General features: G+C 39.4%; 13 protein-coding genes. 2 read left to right on the top strand and 11 right to left on the bottom strand.

Going from position 1 to position 16,616, the window contains the following annotated elements:
- Positions 1-8 precede the first annotated feature (8 nt).
- The 3 genes from AsFPU1_RS19135 to AsFPU1_RS19125 all read right to left on the bottom strand — a co-directional run bounded on the left by AsFPU1_RS19135 (position 9) and on the right by AsFPU1_RS19125 (position 4,745).
- Positions 9-929 (bottom strand): fatty acid desaturase family protein, encoded by a 921-nt coding sequence (locus tag AsFPU1_RS19135; RefSeq protein ID WP_124972806.1) that lies wholly within the window; start codon positions 927-929, stop codon positions 9-11.
- Positions 930-1,027: 98 nt separating this feature from the next.
- Positions 1,028-2,560, bottom strand: a complete 1,533-nt coding sequence (locus AsFPU1_RS19130; protein WP_172957459.1) for an SDR family oxidoreductase — start codon at positions 2,558-2,560, stop codon at positions 1,028-1,030.
- A 22-nt stretch (positions 2,561-2,582) separates the two neighbouring features.
- The gene (locus tag AsFPU1_RS19125) at positions 2,583-4,745 is read right to left on the bottom strand and encodes an AMP-binding protein (protein ID WP_124972802.1); all 2,163 of its coding nucleotides are present in this window, start codon (positions 4,743-4,745) and stop codon (positions 2,583-2,585) included.
- Positions 4,746-5,176: 431 nt separating this feature from the next.
- Here AsFPU1_RS19125 and AsFPU1_RS19120 point away from each other — a divergent pair, with 431 nt between their 5' ends.
- Entirely contained in the window at positions 5,177-7,219 is a 2,043-nt protein-coding gene (locus tag AsFPU1_RS19120; RefSeq protein WP_124972800.1) for an iron uptake porin, read from the top strand.
- A 594-nt stretch (positions 7,220-7,813) separates the two neighbouring features.
- Here AsFPU1_RS19120 and AsFPU1_RS19115 read toward each other — a convergent pair.
- The 3 genes from AsFPU1_RS19115 to AsFPU1_RS19105 form a co-directional block, all read right to left on the bottom strand.
- The gene (locus AsFPU1_RS19115) at positions 7,814-9,298 is read right to left on the bottom strand and encodes a cobyrinic acid a,c-diamide synthase CobB (protein ID WP_227873421.1); all 1,485 of its coding nucleotides are present in this window, start codon (positions 9,296-9,298) and stop codon (positions 7,814-7,816) included.
- Between the two features lie 274 nt (positions 9,299-9,572).
- Complete coding sequence (locus AsFPU1_RS19110; RefSeq protein ID WP_124972798.1) at positions 9,573-10,349, bottom strand: hypothetical protein; 777 nt, start codon at positions 10,347-10,349, stop codon at positions 9,573-9,575.
- Between the two features lie 20 nt (positions 10,350-10,369).
- Positions 10,370-11,722 (bottom strand): pentapeptide repeat-containing protein, encoded by a 1,353-nt coding sequence (locus AsFPU1_RS19105; RefSeq protein WP_124972796.1) that lies wholly within the window; start codon positions 11,720-11,722, stop codon positions 10,370-10,372.
- Between the two features lie 155 nt (positions 11,723-11,877).
- Here AsFPU1_RS19105 and AsFPU1_RS19100 point away from each other — a divergent pair, with 155 nt between their 5' ends.
- On the top strand, positions 11,878-12,255 hold the full coding sequence (locus AsFPU1_RS19100; RefSeq protein WP_124972794.1) for a hypothetical protein: 378 nt from the start codon (positions 11,878-11,880) through the stop codon (positions 12,253-12,255).
- A 221-nt stretch (positions 12,256-12,476) separates the two neighbouring features.
- Here AsFPU1_RS19100 and AsFPU1_RS19095 read toward each other — a convergent pair whose 3' ends face one another.
- From AsFPU1_RS19095 to isiD, 5 genes are all read right to left on the bottom strand, one after another.
- Positions 12,477-13,586, bottom strand: coding sequence for an NAD(P)/FAD-dependent oxidoreductase (locus AsFPU1_RS19095; protein ID WP_124972792.1), 1,110 nt, complete (start codon positions 13,584-13,586; stop codon positions 12,477-12,479).
- 111 nt (positions 13,587-13,697) lie between these two features.
- A complete protein-coding gene (psbQ, locus tag AsFPU1_RS19090; protein ID WP_124972790.1) occupies positions 13,698-14,147 on the bottom strand; it encodes a photosystem II protein PsbQ in 450 nt (149 codons plus the stop codon).
- 63 nt (positions 14,148-14,210) lie between these two features.
- Positions 14,211-15,053 carry an alpha/beta fold hydrolase gene (locus tag AsFPU1_RS19085; RefSeq protein ID WP_124972788.1) on the bottom strand — a complete coding sequence of 281 codons (843 nt, stop codon included), beginning with the start codon at positions 15,051-15,053 and terminating at the stop codon, positions 14,211-14,213.
- Between the two features lie 86 nt (positions 15,054-15,139).
- A complete protein-coding gene (gene coaBC, locus AsFPU1_RS19080) occupies positions 15,140-16,354 on the bottom strand; it encodes a bifunctional phosphopantothenoylcysteine decarboxylase/phosphopantothenate--cysteine ligase CoaBC (protein ID WP_124972786.1) in 1,215 nt (404 codons plus the stop codon).
- A 3-nt stretch (positions 16,355-16,357) separates the two neighbouring features.
- Positions 16,358-16,570, bottom strand: coding sequence for a protein IsiD (gene isiD / locus AsFPU1_RS19075; RefSeq protein WP_124972784.1), 213 nt, complete (start codon positions 16,568-16,570; stop codon positions 16,358-16,360).
- Between the last annotated feature and the right edge of the window lie 46 nt (positions 16,571-16,616).

The following is a 16,616-nucleotide window of genomic DNA, read 5'->3' as shown; positions in this document are numbered from 1 at the left end:
GATAAATTTTAATTAGCTTCTGATGATTTTATTGCTGAATTGTCACGGGTTATTTGCCGATAGCTATCTAGAAAACTTCTTGATACATCTGGGTTATTTGGACATAAAGACTGATGTGCTTTGGGCAGGTTATACCAAGGAATTGTGGGACATAAGTGGTGAACATAATGATAACCTCCATTGTGAAATATCAAATTAACAACAGGATTGACATTTGATCTTGTTCCTGACACAGTATTACAATGTTCCTGCACTTCATTAAAAGCTGAAAAAAAAGAATAAGACCATAGTAAAGGAACAAACCAGTAAAGTAATAAAATATCTAAATGTCCTGACCAATAAAACCCGAAAATAACGACTAGCCAGAATAAACAAAGTTGAAGGAGATTTTTAAGCAAACGTTCATTATTTTCTTGTAGCCCTGTTTTAAAGTTTAGAAGAGTATCATGAATAGTTTCAACAACAAAGAAAATGGCAGAAAAGCCTAATATCGGTTTAACAAACAAGATCATAAAAACGTTCTTGTTTGTTTTATTTAATCCTAAAAATTCATATTGTTCAATGAGGTAATCTTTTTCACTTCCTAAATATGTATGGTGAGGAAAGTGATGTTTCCGATAAGAATAAAGGGTGCGAAAAAATGGGAAAGCATATAGAAACTCTAGGTGGTCATTCCAGACTTTTGAGGTAAATAAATTATAATGGGCTGCTTCGTGAGCAATAGCTTCTGCAAGAGCAAATTGAAAAGCCCCAATTAACCAAACACAAATAACATAAACAAAGATATTATTTGCCCATATACTAAAGACTATAATTAAAGCAATAGCGAGCCAATCTCTTAGAATTTCTCGGAACGCTTTCAGATTATTACGTTCAACAAAATCAATGGGTTTTTTGGGTGACATTGTTGTTGAAATTGTTGCTGTCATTAAATTATCTCCTTAGGATTTATAGAACAATATCGAGTGAGTATTGATGCCCCATTGTAAAAATATAAATGTTAAAAAATGGGGCATTTACTCAGAAATCATCCATTAAGAACGACATCCACATAGGTATTAGTAAATTGCTTTTCGCAAGGGGGACACCAATGAATATCCTCCTTAACAATATCTGTATTAATCTTGCAGAACATAGTATTAAATTGTTGATCTAACTCACGAGATACTACAGATTTCAAAAGCTTAATACTGTTGTTATTGGTCTGTCGAACATACTCTTGATACTTGTCAACAAATGTTGTCAAAGGAACCGTTTCAATCCGTTTATCAATCTTTTTAAAGTGGCTGATGACATCAGACCAATTGAGGGGATGAGGGTTATAGAAAGTATAACAGTCTTTTTTCTCACTCATCGGTAGTAATGAGGTCTTAATGATCGCTTTGGCCCCATATTCAACAGGTATGAGATCAAAATTAGCGTCCATATCTGGGACACAGCCAATTTCAGAAATAGACATGAGGAAATTCTCAAAAGCATCAGCTTCAATGAAGAAATCATCTTCAACCCCTTCATAGGTTTTAGTAACTAATTGAAGCAGTTTATTCAAGGAAATATTGGGATCAAGATCAACATCGGAAATTCCCAATGTATATAAATATCCTAAGCGAAAACTGATCCAAGGTAATCCTTTTTCTGCCAAACGTAAGATAATCTGCTCCGTTACATACTTAGTTTGGGCATATCCATTGACCAGACCAATAATAGTCGGAGGGTCACTGCATTTTTCAAGCAAAGAAACGGCACAACTCGATACATGATAGAAGGGTTTAACTTTTCGGAACAAGGCAAAATCTGCTACTTCAATAGTTCCGACAACATTGGTTTTCTTAATAATGTTATAGGGTAAATAAAAGTTATCTACTGCCGCAACATGATAGACACTGTCTATTTTTTGTGCGTAATCTTCATAGACACTTTCAGGCAGTCCAAACCGCTTTTTGGACATATCACCAATCACGATTTGTACGCGGTTTTCCCATCCACTAGGCAGAAAAGCATTGTATTTTAATGCTGTCTTTTTAATCCTTTTTAACCCAGCTTCTTCATCAGCAGCGCGTACCAAACAAAAAACTTTAAGATCAGTGCGTTCAAGCAGTTCTTTGAGAAAAAAAGTACCGACAAATCCTGATGCTCCAGTCAATAATGTAGTATTAGTCTGACTGCCTTGGTTTTCTGTTGCACCATCGCCACGATCTCGAAGAAGATATTCTAAAGCTTCTTCAATTTCTGCTTGTAAAGAATAGTTGCTCGTTTTAACTCCAGGATCATCCTGATTAGAAATCGATTTGACGATATCATCAATCATCTCTTTGAAAGTATTTGCTTGGAAAAAAGCCTCAGTAGGAATTTTAGTATTTAATTGTCCTTCAAGGGTGCTATGAATTTCAATGATCTTTAAAGAATCGATACCATAGAAAAAGATAGATTTTTCCAGGTCAAAATCAAGCATTGAAACTTGATATTGATCCGTAAGCATCTGCATGATGTAAGTAAATACCTTGAGATGCATTGGCCCCATCGCAGTGATTTGGTCAAACGTTTTTTCGATATTCAACATATTAATGTTTCCTTGAAATTGATTAATTATTGTGATTAAACATGGCACAAACAATGTCATTAAGCAGACCTTTCACATTATTTTCTTGAGAAAATACTTCAACCGGAATAGGACATTCTAGTTGCTTTTCTAGTTGGCAACGAATTTCCATCAGTTGGGAAGATTCAATTCCATAAACAAGCATGGATTTTTCAAGATCAAAATCAACCATTTTTACCTCATATTCATTGGTCAATATCTTGATCAGATTGGTAAAAACTTTTAAATGGGTAAAACCCATAGACATGATCTCTTGAAATGTCTTTTCTAGGTTTTCGGTATCAACTGCCTCTTGAGATTGATTTGTGGAGTCATATTGAGTCCATGTTGCTAGTGCATCAGGAATGCCTTGTAAACACTCTTGTTTGCATTGCTGTCTCCGAAGTTTGCCACTAGATGTTTTAGGTATACGCCCAATTTTTAAGAAAATAAGTTGATTTAAAGAGAGTTCAAATTGTTCCCCAACCTTTGAACTAATAGCTTCAACTAATTCTTCTAAATAACCAGATTGCTTCATCTTAGTTATGCCCGCTTTGTTCAACTCAGCAACAATCACTAATTCCTCACCTGTGGCACCTGACACACTAAAAGCAATGACACCACTGGAGCGAATGTCACGATGTGCTTGTTCGACACACAGTTCAATGTCTTGAGGGTAATAATTTACCCCGTTGATGATCATCATATCTTTGAGTCGGCCAGTGATGTAAAGTTCGCCTTTGTCATCCATAAAGCCCAGATCACCAGTACGCAAGTAAAGTCGGTGATCCCCTTCCACAGAAACAAGAGTCTTGGCAGTAGCTTCTGAATTGTTGTAATAACCAGACATCACATTAGAACCTGTTACCCAAATCTCGCCGATATGATTAGGCGGCACTTTATAACTAAGATCAGGATTGAAAATATGAACCTCTTGATCCAGCCAAGCGTGACCACAACCGATAAAAACCTTTTCTTTGGCTCCATTGATGGGATCACTAGCTATATTATCTGTACTTAATTTTGTCCAGTCAACCGTCTTAAAAACTGGCTCTCCATCTACAAATCCAGAAGATATGAAGACTGTCGCTTCAGCCATACCATAAGCAGGAAGGAACATCTGGGATTTAAATCCATTCTTGGCAAACTTTTGACTGAAATCCCATAGGGTTTGTGGATTGACTGGTTCTGCAGCATTAATTACCATGCGTAAGGAAGATAGATCGAGGTTTTGCTGCTCCGTAGTAGGAATCTTATCAATACATAGTTGATAGGCAAAGTTGGGACCCCCCGTATATTCGGCACGGTATTTAGTGATGGCCCGTAACCACTGGATGGGTTGGGAGACAAAAGTAGTTGGTGCAAGTATTACACAGTGTCCCCCACTGTAGATACTGTGTAATAAATGGGCGACTAATCCTAGATCGTGATGATGGGGAAGCCAAGATACCGTCGTGCAAGAAGATGTTATCTGACTCATTGAGACAATCATCTCAATATTATTGAGACAATTTTGATGGCTAATCATCACACCTTTCGGTAATGAGGTAGAACCAGAGGTAAACTGCAAGAAGGCAAGCATCGAACCATCAATTTTTGGGAGTTGACCCTCTCCATAAGTCGGTAATTCACTGATCGCATCTGTTGAAACATACATCAGATCCTTAGGCCAATTTTCTTCTTTCATCAAAATATTACGAAATTCTTGCTTTTGAGCTTCAGGAAGCAAGATGGCTGCTGCATTAGCACACAGAACAAGATTGGCAATCTTTTGGTTGGAACGATTACGTTTTGGTGTATGGATAGGTGCAGGCACAACACCCGCATACAGACAACCAAAGAATCCCACAATGAATTCAATCCCAGGTGGATAAAGAAGAACGACATTACGCGATCGCAGTCCTTGAGATAATAGGCATCGGGCTACATTAAGAGCTTGAGAATGTAACTCTCCATAGGTAATGCAACTATCTTCTAAACCGTTGGCATTCAGCATAGTGTATGCCTTACCATCAGGTTTTACCTTAGCCCAATAAGCAAGAACTTCCCCTAAACTATTAAAACAAAGATCATCATTACTACCCTGATTCTTTTCAAGGCAAAATAGCCCGTGATTGCTGCTCAAATCAGACTTATGAGCAGCAAGCTCAAGAGATTGTAATTCCATATTTTTAGTGTGAGAAGAAGATAGAAAACAAAAAAGTTAAAAAAATATTTAGCTTTTAAACTATGGTACGATGAGTATTCCCAAACTGTCATCCGCAGTATCACTTAAGATTATTATTTTTTACTACTGCTTATACTACTTATATTTACGTATGGTTTTGATGAACTATATCTCTTTATAAAAATTTAATGTCAGATCCCCTATAATTGAGTCATTCTAGAGTTATCGATACTGTACACAGCTAAACTCAATCGATTAAATCCAAGTTAAAAGTCTTACTTGTCCATATTTAAGGCAGTTAGAGAGCCTAAAGTCAACCTACAAAAAAAAATAAATCATCCCCGTGACGATTTAAAAAAGCTGTGTATAATATTGAGATAAGTAAGACTATAAATTTTGTAGTCAATCTAAGGTGTGAGGAAAAGCTGAAAATGCTAAAATTATTATGGAAATCATTGCTGGTCACTCCAGCGTTCTTAGGAGTTGCTCTAACTATCTCATCTGCGGCAACCGCAGTAGAGAGCAAAACACAAGCTCAAACCCCCGAAAAGGCAACCGCCGGGTTTGAAATTGCTCAACTCAAAGACGATCAATTAATCAATCAACTGGAAAATTACGGTGAAGAAGGCGTAACCAACTCCAACGACCAAGTAACCAGTGTCAGTGAATTACGGGACGTATCTCCTACTGACTGGGCTTATGAAGCGTTGCGGAGTTTGGTTGAACGTTATGGTTGTATTGTCGGTTATCCTGACCGGACATTCCGAGGCAACCGCGCTACTTCTCGTTGGGAATTTGCGGCTGGTTTAAACGCTTGTTTGAATACGATGGAGCGTTTAATTCAAGAGAATGTAGCCGTATTACGGGAAGATATTGAAAAACTCAAACGTCTGATGCAGGAGTTTGAGGCTGAATTAGCGGCTTTAGGCGCAAGGGTAGATAACTTAGAAGGTCGGGTTGCCTTCTTAGAAGATCATCAATTTTCTACCACTACCAAATTAGTTGGGGAAGTAATTTTTGCTGCTACTGCTTCTGGTGGTAGCCGTTCTTCTGAAGATAACCAAGCCGTTTTACAAGATCGGGTTCGTTTAAGCTTCAACACCAGCTTTAGCGGGGAAGACTTGTTAGTCACCCGTTTAACAGCTAGTACAGGTCAAGGTCAAGATCGCTTTACACTGACCAAACCAAACCTAGAGGTAATCAACCCCAACACGGGACAACCTATCGGGATTGCTTTCGCTGAAAATACCCTGGTTAACCCCACGGCTACCCAAACCTTTAATATTGGGCCCCGTCGGAATGAGTCAGATAACGATGTGGTTATTGACTGGGTTGGTTACTATGCACCAATCCGGATCTATGACAACTTTAAGCTAGATACCTATGTAGCTGCTTGGGGTGGTAAATGGTATGACTTCGTTCCTACCCTCAACCCTTACTTTGAAGACTTTGACGGTGGTAAAGGTTCTCTTGGTACTTTCGCACAACGTAACCCCATCTACCGGATTGGTGGTGGTGCTGGTGCTGGTGGAAGTTTTCAATTGGGTTTCCTACAAAGCATACTCGGGCCCTCATCCATTAGCTTTGGTTACTTAGCGGGAACTGCCAATGATCCTTGTCTAAATGGTAGTGGTGAAAACGTTAATGGTAGTATTCGTGGCTGTCAAACAGGTAATGCTATCAACCCCGCCACTGGAAGACAATATGAAGAAAGTGATGGCGGTAACGGCTTATTCAATGGTAACTATGGCGTACTAGCCCAGTTCAATACCAATCTGTTTAACACTGTTAACGTTGCTTTTACTTACGTCAACGCTTACCACAAACCAGATAGTCCCATCTTCGGCGAAGGCGCGCCTACCGGTCCTGGAAGTGTAGGTACTTCCTTTGCTAACTTCTCCCGTTCTCAGTTGAACAATGCGTTTGCGGGTGGTTCTGTCGGAGCTCCTGGAACCCCGACCCAAGAATATAACACTAATGGCCGAAACGCGCGTGGTCAAGGTGCGCCTGGTGGTTTACAAGGTGGTTTAGAAGTCAACCCCTTTGACATCGGCGGTAAAGTTACCAACAGTTATGGTGGTGCGTTAACTTGGAAAATTGCGGATTGGGTTAACTTCAGTGCCTTTGGTTCTTACCACAACGTCCGCTTTATCGGTCGTGGATTAAGTGGTGAAATCTGGACTGGTGGTGGCGGTCTTGCCTTCCCCGACTTGTTCAAAGAAGGAAACCTGTTAGGTATCTTTGCTGGGGTTCAACCTTACCTTGGTGATGGTCGTCGTCCTACAACTACTCAATTCACCCATTTTACTAGCCAAAACCCGGTTACGGTGGAAATGTTCTATCGTTACCAAGTGACAGACAATATTTCTATCACTCCTGGTGTAGTTTGGATTTCCAAACCTGACCAATTTGTAAACTTACAAGGGTCAGACAGTGAAATTCTCGGAACGGTACGGGGTACTTTCTCCTTCTAAGAGTAGAGAGATTTCTCGTTTAATCCTGACCTAATCTAACCTCTGATTTAGCCCTGTTATTAATTAGCAGGGCTTTTTGTCGGGCAATGAAAAATAGACATTTCGGCGTTGCATCACTGCGGGATGATTTGATTTTTTCCTAATTTTTAAAGTTTCTAATTTTAGCGGCGATCGCCAAATAATCAAATAACAAGCTTTAACCCCTAATTATTGTAGAAAGCTTTTTCTCTTTCAAATATAGCAACCGCCTTGGCGGTTGCTATAAATCATCCCGCAGTGATGCAACGCCATTAATTTAGTCCACTTACTTACCAATTATCAATTATCAATAATAACAATACCCCCTAAACCTTTTTGCTGAACTCAGTCATCAAGTGGGGGTTAGGGGGCAAATATTGACGGGCCTTCTGATTGAAACCTAACTGCCGGAAGGAACTCCAGCGCAAGTTTTATCCAAGGGGATCAAACTTCTAGAGAACGGCTCCGGCACACAGCCGGCTAACTTCAATCAGGAGACCCATGTTTTTATCACTACTATCTATCATGGGCATCACCTCCTTATTACCTAAACGGTTAATCTCTAAACAACTCCATTTAGCTTAACTCAACTGACTCAGAAAAATCAAGGCAATGACGAAAAAATTTTGTAGCAATAGTCGGACATCCTCCAAAATGTAAGTGTAGATAGGATGCGTGAACATTGTATAGTTGCCATCCCTCAGCATGAGAAGGACTTTGAGAATGCCAGCTATGTAACTTAAACAGGGGTTTAGGAGAGTTAATGGTCAACTCGGAACGATGAAATTCATGACCCCACAGAGTATCACCTGATGTTAACAGAAGACTATTATCAGTGGCGATCGCTTGACGATAACCCAAAGTCAGACGGTTGCCCATTTTGGCTGTTGTTGGTAATATCCCTACCATTGGCCAGGTTTCTCCCTGAAAATTGATGATTTCCTGACATAAATACATTAATCCCCCACATTCGGCATAGGTAGGCATTCCTTGCCTAATAGCGGTTTGAACGACTTTGATAGCTTGTTTATTAGCTGATAATTCTTGGGCGAAGACTTCGGGAAAACCCCCTCCTAAATAGAGTCCACTGCTTCTGAAGGGTAAACTTTCATCTTCTAGGGGACTCCAATGTAGTAAGTCTGCTCCCAATTTTTCGAGAATTTCTAGATTATCTGGGTAATAGAAGTTAAAAGCGCGATCGCGGGCGATCGCTATTTTTATTGGGCAGTGTGATGTAGGGGCGCGTTTATCTAACATATTTGTTACAACATCAAAATTTTTGTCAAAAACCCGCCCGTACGGGGATTGTGGGGATGTGAGGAGGGGAAAAAGGAGATCCCAGTTAAAGCTAGTTTGAGCGATGTGAGCTAATTTTTTAACTAGATGCTTAAACTCTGGAAGTTCATCGGTAGGAACTAGACCGAGATGTCTATCAGGAATTGTCAGGGAATCTTGACGATATAACTTTCCCAGGATAGGAAGGTTGAGAGGAGTCAGAGCATTTTCGAGTAATTCTAGATGGCGATCGCTACCTACACGATTCAAAATTACGCCAATAATATTAATATTAGGGTCAAGAGAACGATAACCTTGGGCGATCGCGGCGACTGACCCGGATAAACGACTACAATCAATGACAAGAACGACGGGTATATTTAAAAGTCGGGCAATATGGGCTGTACTGGCATAATGATTAAATAAATGGTCTTTTTCCCTGTTTAACTCAATATTTTGCCAAGTTTCTGCTTTCTGAAAGGGAACACCATCAAATAGCCCCATAACCCCTTCTATTAGGACGTAGTCTACTCCTTGACTATGTTGGTTAAAACAGGATTTAACATAGGTTTGGTCGGTGAGAATTGGGTCTAAATTACGACAGGGACGACCCGTAATTTTAGTATGAAACATGGGGTCAATATAGTCTGGCCCCACTTTAAAAGATTGAACTTTATATCCTTTTTGAACTAAAAACGAAAGCAGGGCCAAGGTTATGGTTGTTTTCCCTACACCACTGCGATCACCTGCAATAATTAAGGTCACTTTTTTATTTATGTCCCCCATTTTTTTTTACTTTCGGGATCTCCCGACATCTTGGTATAAAATGTATAATCAGCTACAATACTTAATATAGTGGGTTACGACGCGCCTTAAAAGTTATGGGTTTTTCATCAAAATTATAGCCGCGTCTAACCCACCCTACGAATTATAAGCTTTACTTATCACCACAGGTATGGGAGAGGCCTGATTCTCACCAAAAAACTAGATCAACCCGACCTGGTTTTTTGACAAAACTTCGATGATTTTCAGCAAATAAATAAACCTGTCCTGGCCGTGCTTATTGTTCTTCTAAATTAGGGATATCATCAGGCATAGAAGCTAACATCTGTTGAATTAAATCATATTGAGTAAAATTAGCATTTCCTTTCCAATGTTCCAAGGCTTCAATATTCTTCATTTTTAAAGCCATTTCTAATAAACTAATTCCATCACCATGAATATTAAGTCCAATTTCTTCAATTTCTGGTAAAGGATACTTAGATTTTTCCTCCATATATTCAATCACAGCTTTCTCTTTATCTTCATCATTATCATAATTACTTTCCACTTCCATTAATTCTAATTCTAAGGCTTCTATACTTTGAATAAAAACATTCTTATTATCAAAGAATTCATCAAAAGATTTAGGTGGCGTAGGAGTTTCATCTTCAAGTGTACTAAATAGCTTATTAACTAGGCGAAGTCTCATAGGTTCAGCCGCTCGCCAATTAATTCGTTTGTTAAAAAATTTAATAGCTTCAATAACTCTTTGAAAAGATCTTACTTCTAAAATCATTTCTTCGTCACTACGAAAGATAAAATAACCTAATGCTATGGGCTGCATTTCTTTAGGAATTTTATTATAAGATTCATCAAATATAATTTTTTGAGATTCTGCAGTATATAACCAATACCAGCGATCTCTAGATGAATCATAATCCATACACTTGAGTTTTTTAAAGACTCCTAAAACCGTCTTTTTATTAGACACTTGATAATAAATTCTAGCTGGTTGATATGGTTCTCCTGTTATATTAGTAATGAGACGTTCTTCTGGTTTATTTACCTGAATCATCGTTTTAACTCCTGCTTAGTTTATTGTATAATTGTGCTGTAGACAACTTCCTCAAATTCTCCTAATTTAAAGAAGCGATCAGAATTATTGGGACGACGTTTTCGACTACCATATTGATTAGGTTTTTCTAAGAGAAATACATACTGACAATTAACCCGATCTAATTGAGTTGTTTTATCAATTTTCCAATCTTCTAAACAAGCTCCTGTTAAACTCGCTCCAGTAAGATCTGTATTAATAGCGCAAACTTTGCTTAGATTAGCTCCCTCTAAATTAGCGGCTCTAAGACTAGCATCTGTCAGATTAGCTTGTTTAAGATTGGCAGAATTAAGATTAGCTCCGTCAAGATTAGCCCCTCGTAAATTAACTTTGCGGTAAGATTGTTTATAGCCACTACTGGGATTAATTAATAAGTCTCTAACAAAAGATTCAGCCAAAATTGTTTTACCAACTCTAGCCAAATCGAGTTGTTTAGCTTGATAAAAACGAGTCCGAGTGAGATTAGCTTCCCTTAAATCAGTGCTTTTAAAAGTGGCTTCACTAAAGTCAGCATCTGTCAAATTTGCTTGATAAAAGCTGGTTCCGCCAATAGTAGCAAAGGCTGTCACCAGGGGACGAAGCCAAGCATCTCTAGGATCATCTTTCATGGCACGCCAACCGAGATAAGCACTCAATAAGGTGATGGAGATCGCACCTAATGCCGAAATAGCACGGGAAAATATTTCCGCTTCTGCCACCACAATGGCCATAGCGATCGCCACAACTAAAGGAAAAACTCTAGTAATAGTTAAGGTTCCCGCCACTGCCCCTGCCGCCGTTCCGACAATTGTTCCGCCAGCCGCTACCGCGATCGCCAGCATAACATGGAAGGTAAAAACTAGGGCTAAAATAAAGGCCCCAACCAAAGAAAAAGGTAAGCTTTGGGCGATAATTAAGGCAATGACAGCAATAGCCATAAAGGTTAAAACAACGGCTTCTAGTCCTCCTTTTAACCCGTAATAATAACTACAAATAAAAAAGATGATTAAGATAATCAAGGCTGAACAACCCGCGACTTGATTGGTGGCATCAGCACTATCAAAAATTGACTCAATAAAACTGCTGGCAAATCCGGCAAATAAACCCGATAATGCTGCCATGAGCCAGGAAATAATCACTAAACTCCTTGTCCACCATGGGGGTTGTCCGGCTTTAGCGTGACAAAATTTAACTTTAGTTAGGGTTGCGTTCGTAAAATCGGCCCCGCGAATATCGGCCCCGCTAAAATCAGCATTGGAGAGGTTTTTGCCTTTAAAAGATTGACCAATTAGGTTTTCTCCCTGAAAATTTCGTTTTCCTTGATCATAAAGTTTTAGGACTTGAGACGCTTTCATAGTGTCAGTTTAGAGGTTGTTCTTCATTTTAAGCAAATACTCAGGGTAATATTGTTTAATTAATATCATTTTTAGGAATTACTTCTTAGAACCTTGACCGTTTTTTGTGGTTTTGAGTATCCTTAGAATTAAGCCTATATCTTTGTCCTAATATTATGAAGATTTTTCGCCTCATGCACTTGTCAACATCAGCCATCATCAATGGATTAATATTAAGCTCTCTTTTCTCTGCTTTCCCTACTTTAGCTAATGAAGTCCCGATTAAACCCGTAGAAGACGTTAAAGTTTTGGAAATCCCTAAAGGAAATTTACAAGATTTGGGGGAACTACAAGAAAGAAATACCCAACAATGGCAATGGGAAGTTGGAAAAGATTATGAAGCTAATCTAAATCAGATCGAGTACCAAGTTAATCCTAATACTATTAAATTAACTCCTTCTGTTGATTATCAAAAAGATGAACAAGAGTGGCAAAATCTTCATCGAGGTGATCCTAAAGAAACTGGTGCTGATTTCCCTTTAGCTGAATTTTAAGACAATTTCACTAATTTGTTCTGCGATAAGTACCGCGAGCAAAATTAATTGCACAGCCTCCGGCGCGGGTTTTGATATAGTCGTAATGGTTGATTAACAAAGGTTTTGCCTAAACCTGCCCTCTATCACTCACAAAGAAGTTAGATAAACCCGCCCGTACATAATTCATAATTCATAATTCATAATTCATAATTCATAATTCATAATTCATAATTCATAATTCATAATTCATAATTCATAATTTTATCTCGAATTGCTAAAGCGGTTGCGGGAGCTAATAACACCCCATTACGATAATGACCCGTTGCCAATAAAATATGAGAATAATTAGGTAATTCTTTAATAATTGGAGCGGGTTCTCCTTCAGGACGAGGACGCTTACCTAACCAAGTATAAACTACTTCTCCCTGACCTAAACTCGGACAAAAACTAATCGCTTGCTGTCTAACTTTTTCTAATAATTCTGCTCCTGGAATTACCTCTCCCATAGTATTAGGAAATTCTACAGTTGCACCGACCCAATAATCGGTTTTTCCCACCGGAACAATATGTACATCATCCCCAGTAATTACAGGTTGAAATTCAGGATTTCCTAACGGTTGATTTAAACTAATTTGTAATGCTTGTCCCAACACGGGGCGAATATCAACCGATGGAGTCAAAGAAGCAGTCAAACCAGTTGAACCCAACCCGGCCGCTATTACTAACCAATCAGTATCCAAGGTTCCCTCTGTGGTTTGAACTTGGTAGCATTGACGATTATTTGCCCCTTCTATGTCGGTTGTTAGGATTTTTTGGACTGTTACCCCAAAATTACAGTTAACACCCCTCAGAGACGCACCTTTGACTAACGCTTGAGTTAAGACTGTGGGATTAATCTGACGATCTTGAGGCGAATAAATGGCCCCTACCACGCGATCGCTTTGAATTTGAGGACAAACTTGATGTAATTTTGCTGCATCCCAAATTTCTAAGGAATAACCTTGATTAGCGCGAATTTTTGCCAAACTTTCCCAAGATTCTAAAGATTCATCTACGAACCGTAATGAAAGAATACCTTGACGGTTAACAGGGATAGATTCTCCGATGAGACTTTCTAATTCAGAGATTAAGGTTTCGTAGCGTTGCCAACTGTTTTGACGCAGTTTCCAGCCCCTTCCTCGCGTTTTATGGCTAATAATTCCCATTAATACCCCTAATGCTGCTCCTGTTGAACCGGATGCAGGTTTTTTTTCATCGATCAAGGTAATATTTAACCCCTCGATCAAACTGAGTTCATAAGCGATCGCGGCCCCGATGATACCTGCACCGATTATTACAATTTTTGTCATAAATGGGGTGATGAGGTGATGAGGTGATGAGGTGATGAGGTGATGGGGTGTGGGGGGAGTCTGAGTTTTTCGTACCCCTAAGACCTAACCCCCAACCCCTAAACCCTAAATTTAACTAGCTTGAGGGACAATATCTAAGAAAGCATCAAAATCCTTCAAAGCTTCACGATATTGACGTTGGGCGACCGCACTATTACGATCTTTAGCCGCAGCATCAATACTTTCCAAGTGACCAAAAAACTCTTTAGCGAGTTCGGCCGCTGGTTTTTGATCTTTAGTTAACAAAGAACGAGATAAACTGGTCATTTGTTGACGTAAAGCACCAAGAGGCCCATGAATATAGGTTCCGGTGTCGATCCAATTTTGCTCAGCGATAAATCCCTTTAACACTGACATATTAGAACGAGCTTCTGCAATAGGTTCAACGAAGATTTGCAGTTGTTCAATTTTTTCAGGAGAGTAAGTTGTGGGGATAACCGCTTGGGGGCCACCACCGCAACTAACACAGAAAATGGTAATAGCTACCAAGAGAACCGATAAAATAGACCGAAGACTTGACATAATTCTATTGTTACTATTGACAATGATTTACTGTATTATTGATTTTCTCAACAATTAGACCTTTTACAAAGCCTGACGACGCAAAAAGTTTACAATCTCCTCACTCACCTCTTGGGGCCAATGCTCTTGAGGATAATGTTTCGCTTCTTTAAGTTGGCTTAATTCTACATTAGAGTATTTGGTCGCTAATTGTGCAGGAACTTCTGAAGATAACCAAGGATCAGCCATTCCCCAGATAATTAGGGTAGGATGTTGCCAGTTGCTAAACCCTGTCTCTATCTCTGTCATCGTTTGGGAGAGTTTTAGGTTTTGGGTGGTACTTAATAACGCTCGACCGACCGCAGAACTTTTTAAGAAGGGTTTACGATAAACGTTCAAATGTTCATCGGGAATAACAAACCCGCTACCCCCTTCTAGAGTACGATCCACCAATAAGGGATCTTGTGTCACCATATCTCCCATAAACGGAACTCCCCACTGTTTCATCAACCAAGGCAGTTTGACACTAGGAGACAGAGGAGTATTAAGAATAATCAAGCGATCAATTTTCTGCGGGTGAGTAAAAGCATATTGTATGCCTACAGATGCAAGAAACCCTTGAACCACTAAAGAGAATTTTTCTAGACCTAAAGCTTCGATAAATGCACTTAACCCTTGTTGATAAGCTTGGGCAGTATAGGCAAACTCCCGTTTATCTGGCTTTCCTGACATTCCTGACCCGATCCAATCAGGAGCGATCGCCCCAAATCCATTATCAGCTAAATTAAGCATCACATCACGCCAAGTATAGCTATGGGACGGCAACCCGTGCAGCATCAACACTGGGGGTTTATCACTAGGGTTTTGGGGGGTAGTTTCCCGATAAAACCAGCTTAGAGAGTCAACGATGAGGGAATTTTCTGTCATGAACTCGTGATTTTGTTATCTTAGTTGATACCCCATGATAAAACTTTTATGGAAGTGGCTAATCGATTTGCTAAAAGTTTAAAATATCATCTTATTTTAGCCACAAAATCTAATAACTGATGAGCTAATTCCAATTTACTACAAGAATCTATCTTTTTTTGTTGTCCCTTAGCATGAATAAATATGGCTTGATTATTATCACTCCCAAACCCTGCATTATTTTGATCAACCGGATTTGCTACAATAATATCTAATTGTTTACGTTTTAATTTATCTATAGCAGGAGTCACAATATCTCCCGTTTGTGCCGCAAATCCAATTAAACATTGATGAGGTTCTTTAATTTTTCCTAATTGAGCAATAATATCAGAAACACTCTCTAATTCTAAAGATTTTGGTAAGGTATTTTTTGGTAATTTGACTTGCGAATATTGAGCGGGTTTAACATCAGCAACCGCCGCCGACATAATAATTATATCAGCCTCAGAAAAATGAGTGAGCATTTCCTTTTCCATTTGCCCTGCACTTACAACCGGAATTCGTCTATAATTAGAAGGAGTAGGCAGTAATTCTGAGGCAATGGGACCATGAATTAACGTAACCACTGCCCCGCGATCGCGGCTTGCTTGTGCCAAAGCTAAACCCATTTTTCCCGTAGCAGGGTTGCCAATAAATCGCACCGGATCAAGATATTCTCTTGTCCCTCCAGCACTAATTAAAATCCGTTTTCCCTGGAAATCTTGTTGACCTTTGGTATATAATAATGACTGGAGTTTAGTGATGATTTCTGAAGGTTCCGCCATACGCCCTGATCCCACGCGATCGCAAGCTAATAAACCGGCCCCTGGCCCAATGGTATGATATCGAGAATATTCCTGTAATTGCTGCCAATTACGCTGTACCGTTGGTTGTTCCCACATATCCGTATTCATGGCGGGAGCAAGCAAAATCGGACAATTAGAGGCTAAAACCGTGTTAGTTAAGAGATTGTCAGCTAAACCAGAGGTTAATTTTCCCAAGGTATTAGCCGTTAATGGGGCAATTAAGAACAAATTCGCCCATTCTCCTAATTCTATGTGTAGGGGACGGGAGTGGATAGGTTGCCAAAAATCAGCATCCGTATAAGCTTGATGACGACTGAGGGTAGAAACCGTTAAAGGAGTGATAAACTGTTGTGCCGTGTTGGTGAGAATGACCCGGACATTTACCCCTTGCTGAAATAAGGAAGAAATAACCTCACAGACCTTATAAGCAGCGATACCGCCACCCATGCCTATGAGGATGTTTTGTTGGTTAAGCATAGATTATGCTTCGTCGTAAGCTTCGATATCGAGCAAATAAAGATAGGGTTCAGCTAATTCTTCTCGTTGAAAGGCGATGGCCCGTAAGATGTGCCAATCTTGCAGGGCTTCAAATGGATTGATATAATCATCCTGTTCTAAGCGTCCGGCTAGATTAGCTACATCTTGGGCAGTCATCCTTGAAATATCTTGACGACTTAAAGTCAATGTAGTCATCTTGTACCTCCTGTCAAAGCTGCCAAACATACAGCCTTCCCTATTG

The sequence above is a fragment of the Aphanothece sacrum FPU1 genome (assembly GCF_003864295.1).
GTDB classification, from domain to species: Bacteria; Cyanobacteriota; Cyanobacteriia; order Cyanobacteriales; family Microcystaceae; genus Aphanothece_B; species Aphanothece_B sacrum.
Note: the sequence above shows the minus strand (reverse complement) of the source record. Positions and strands in the feature narration are given on the sequence as shown.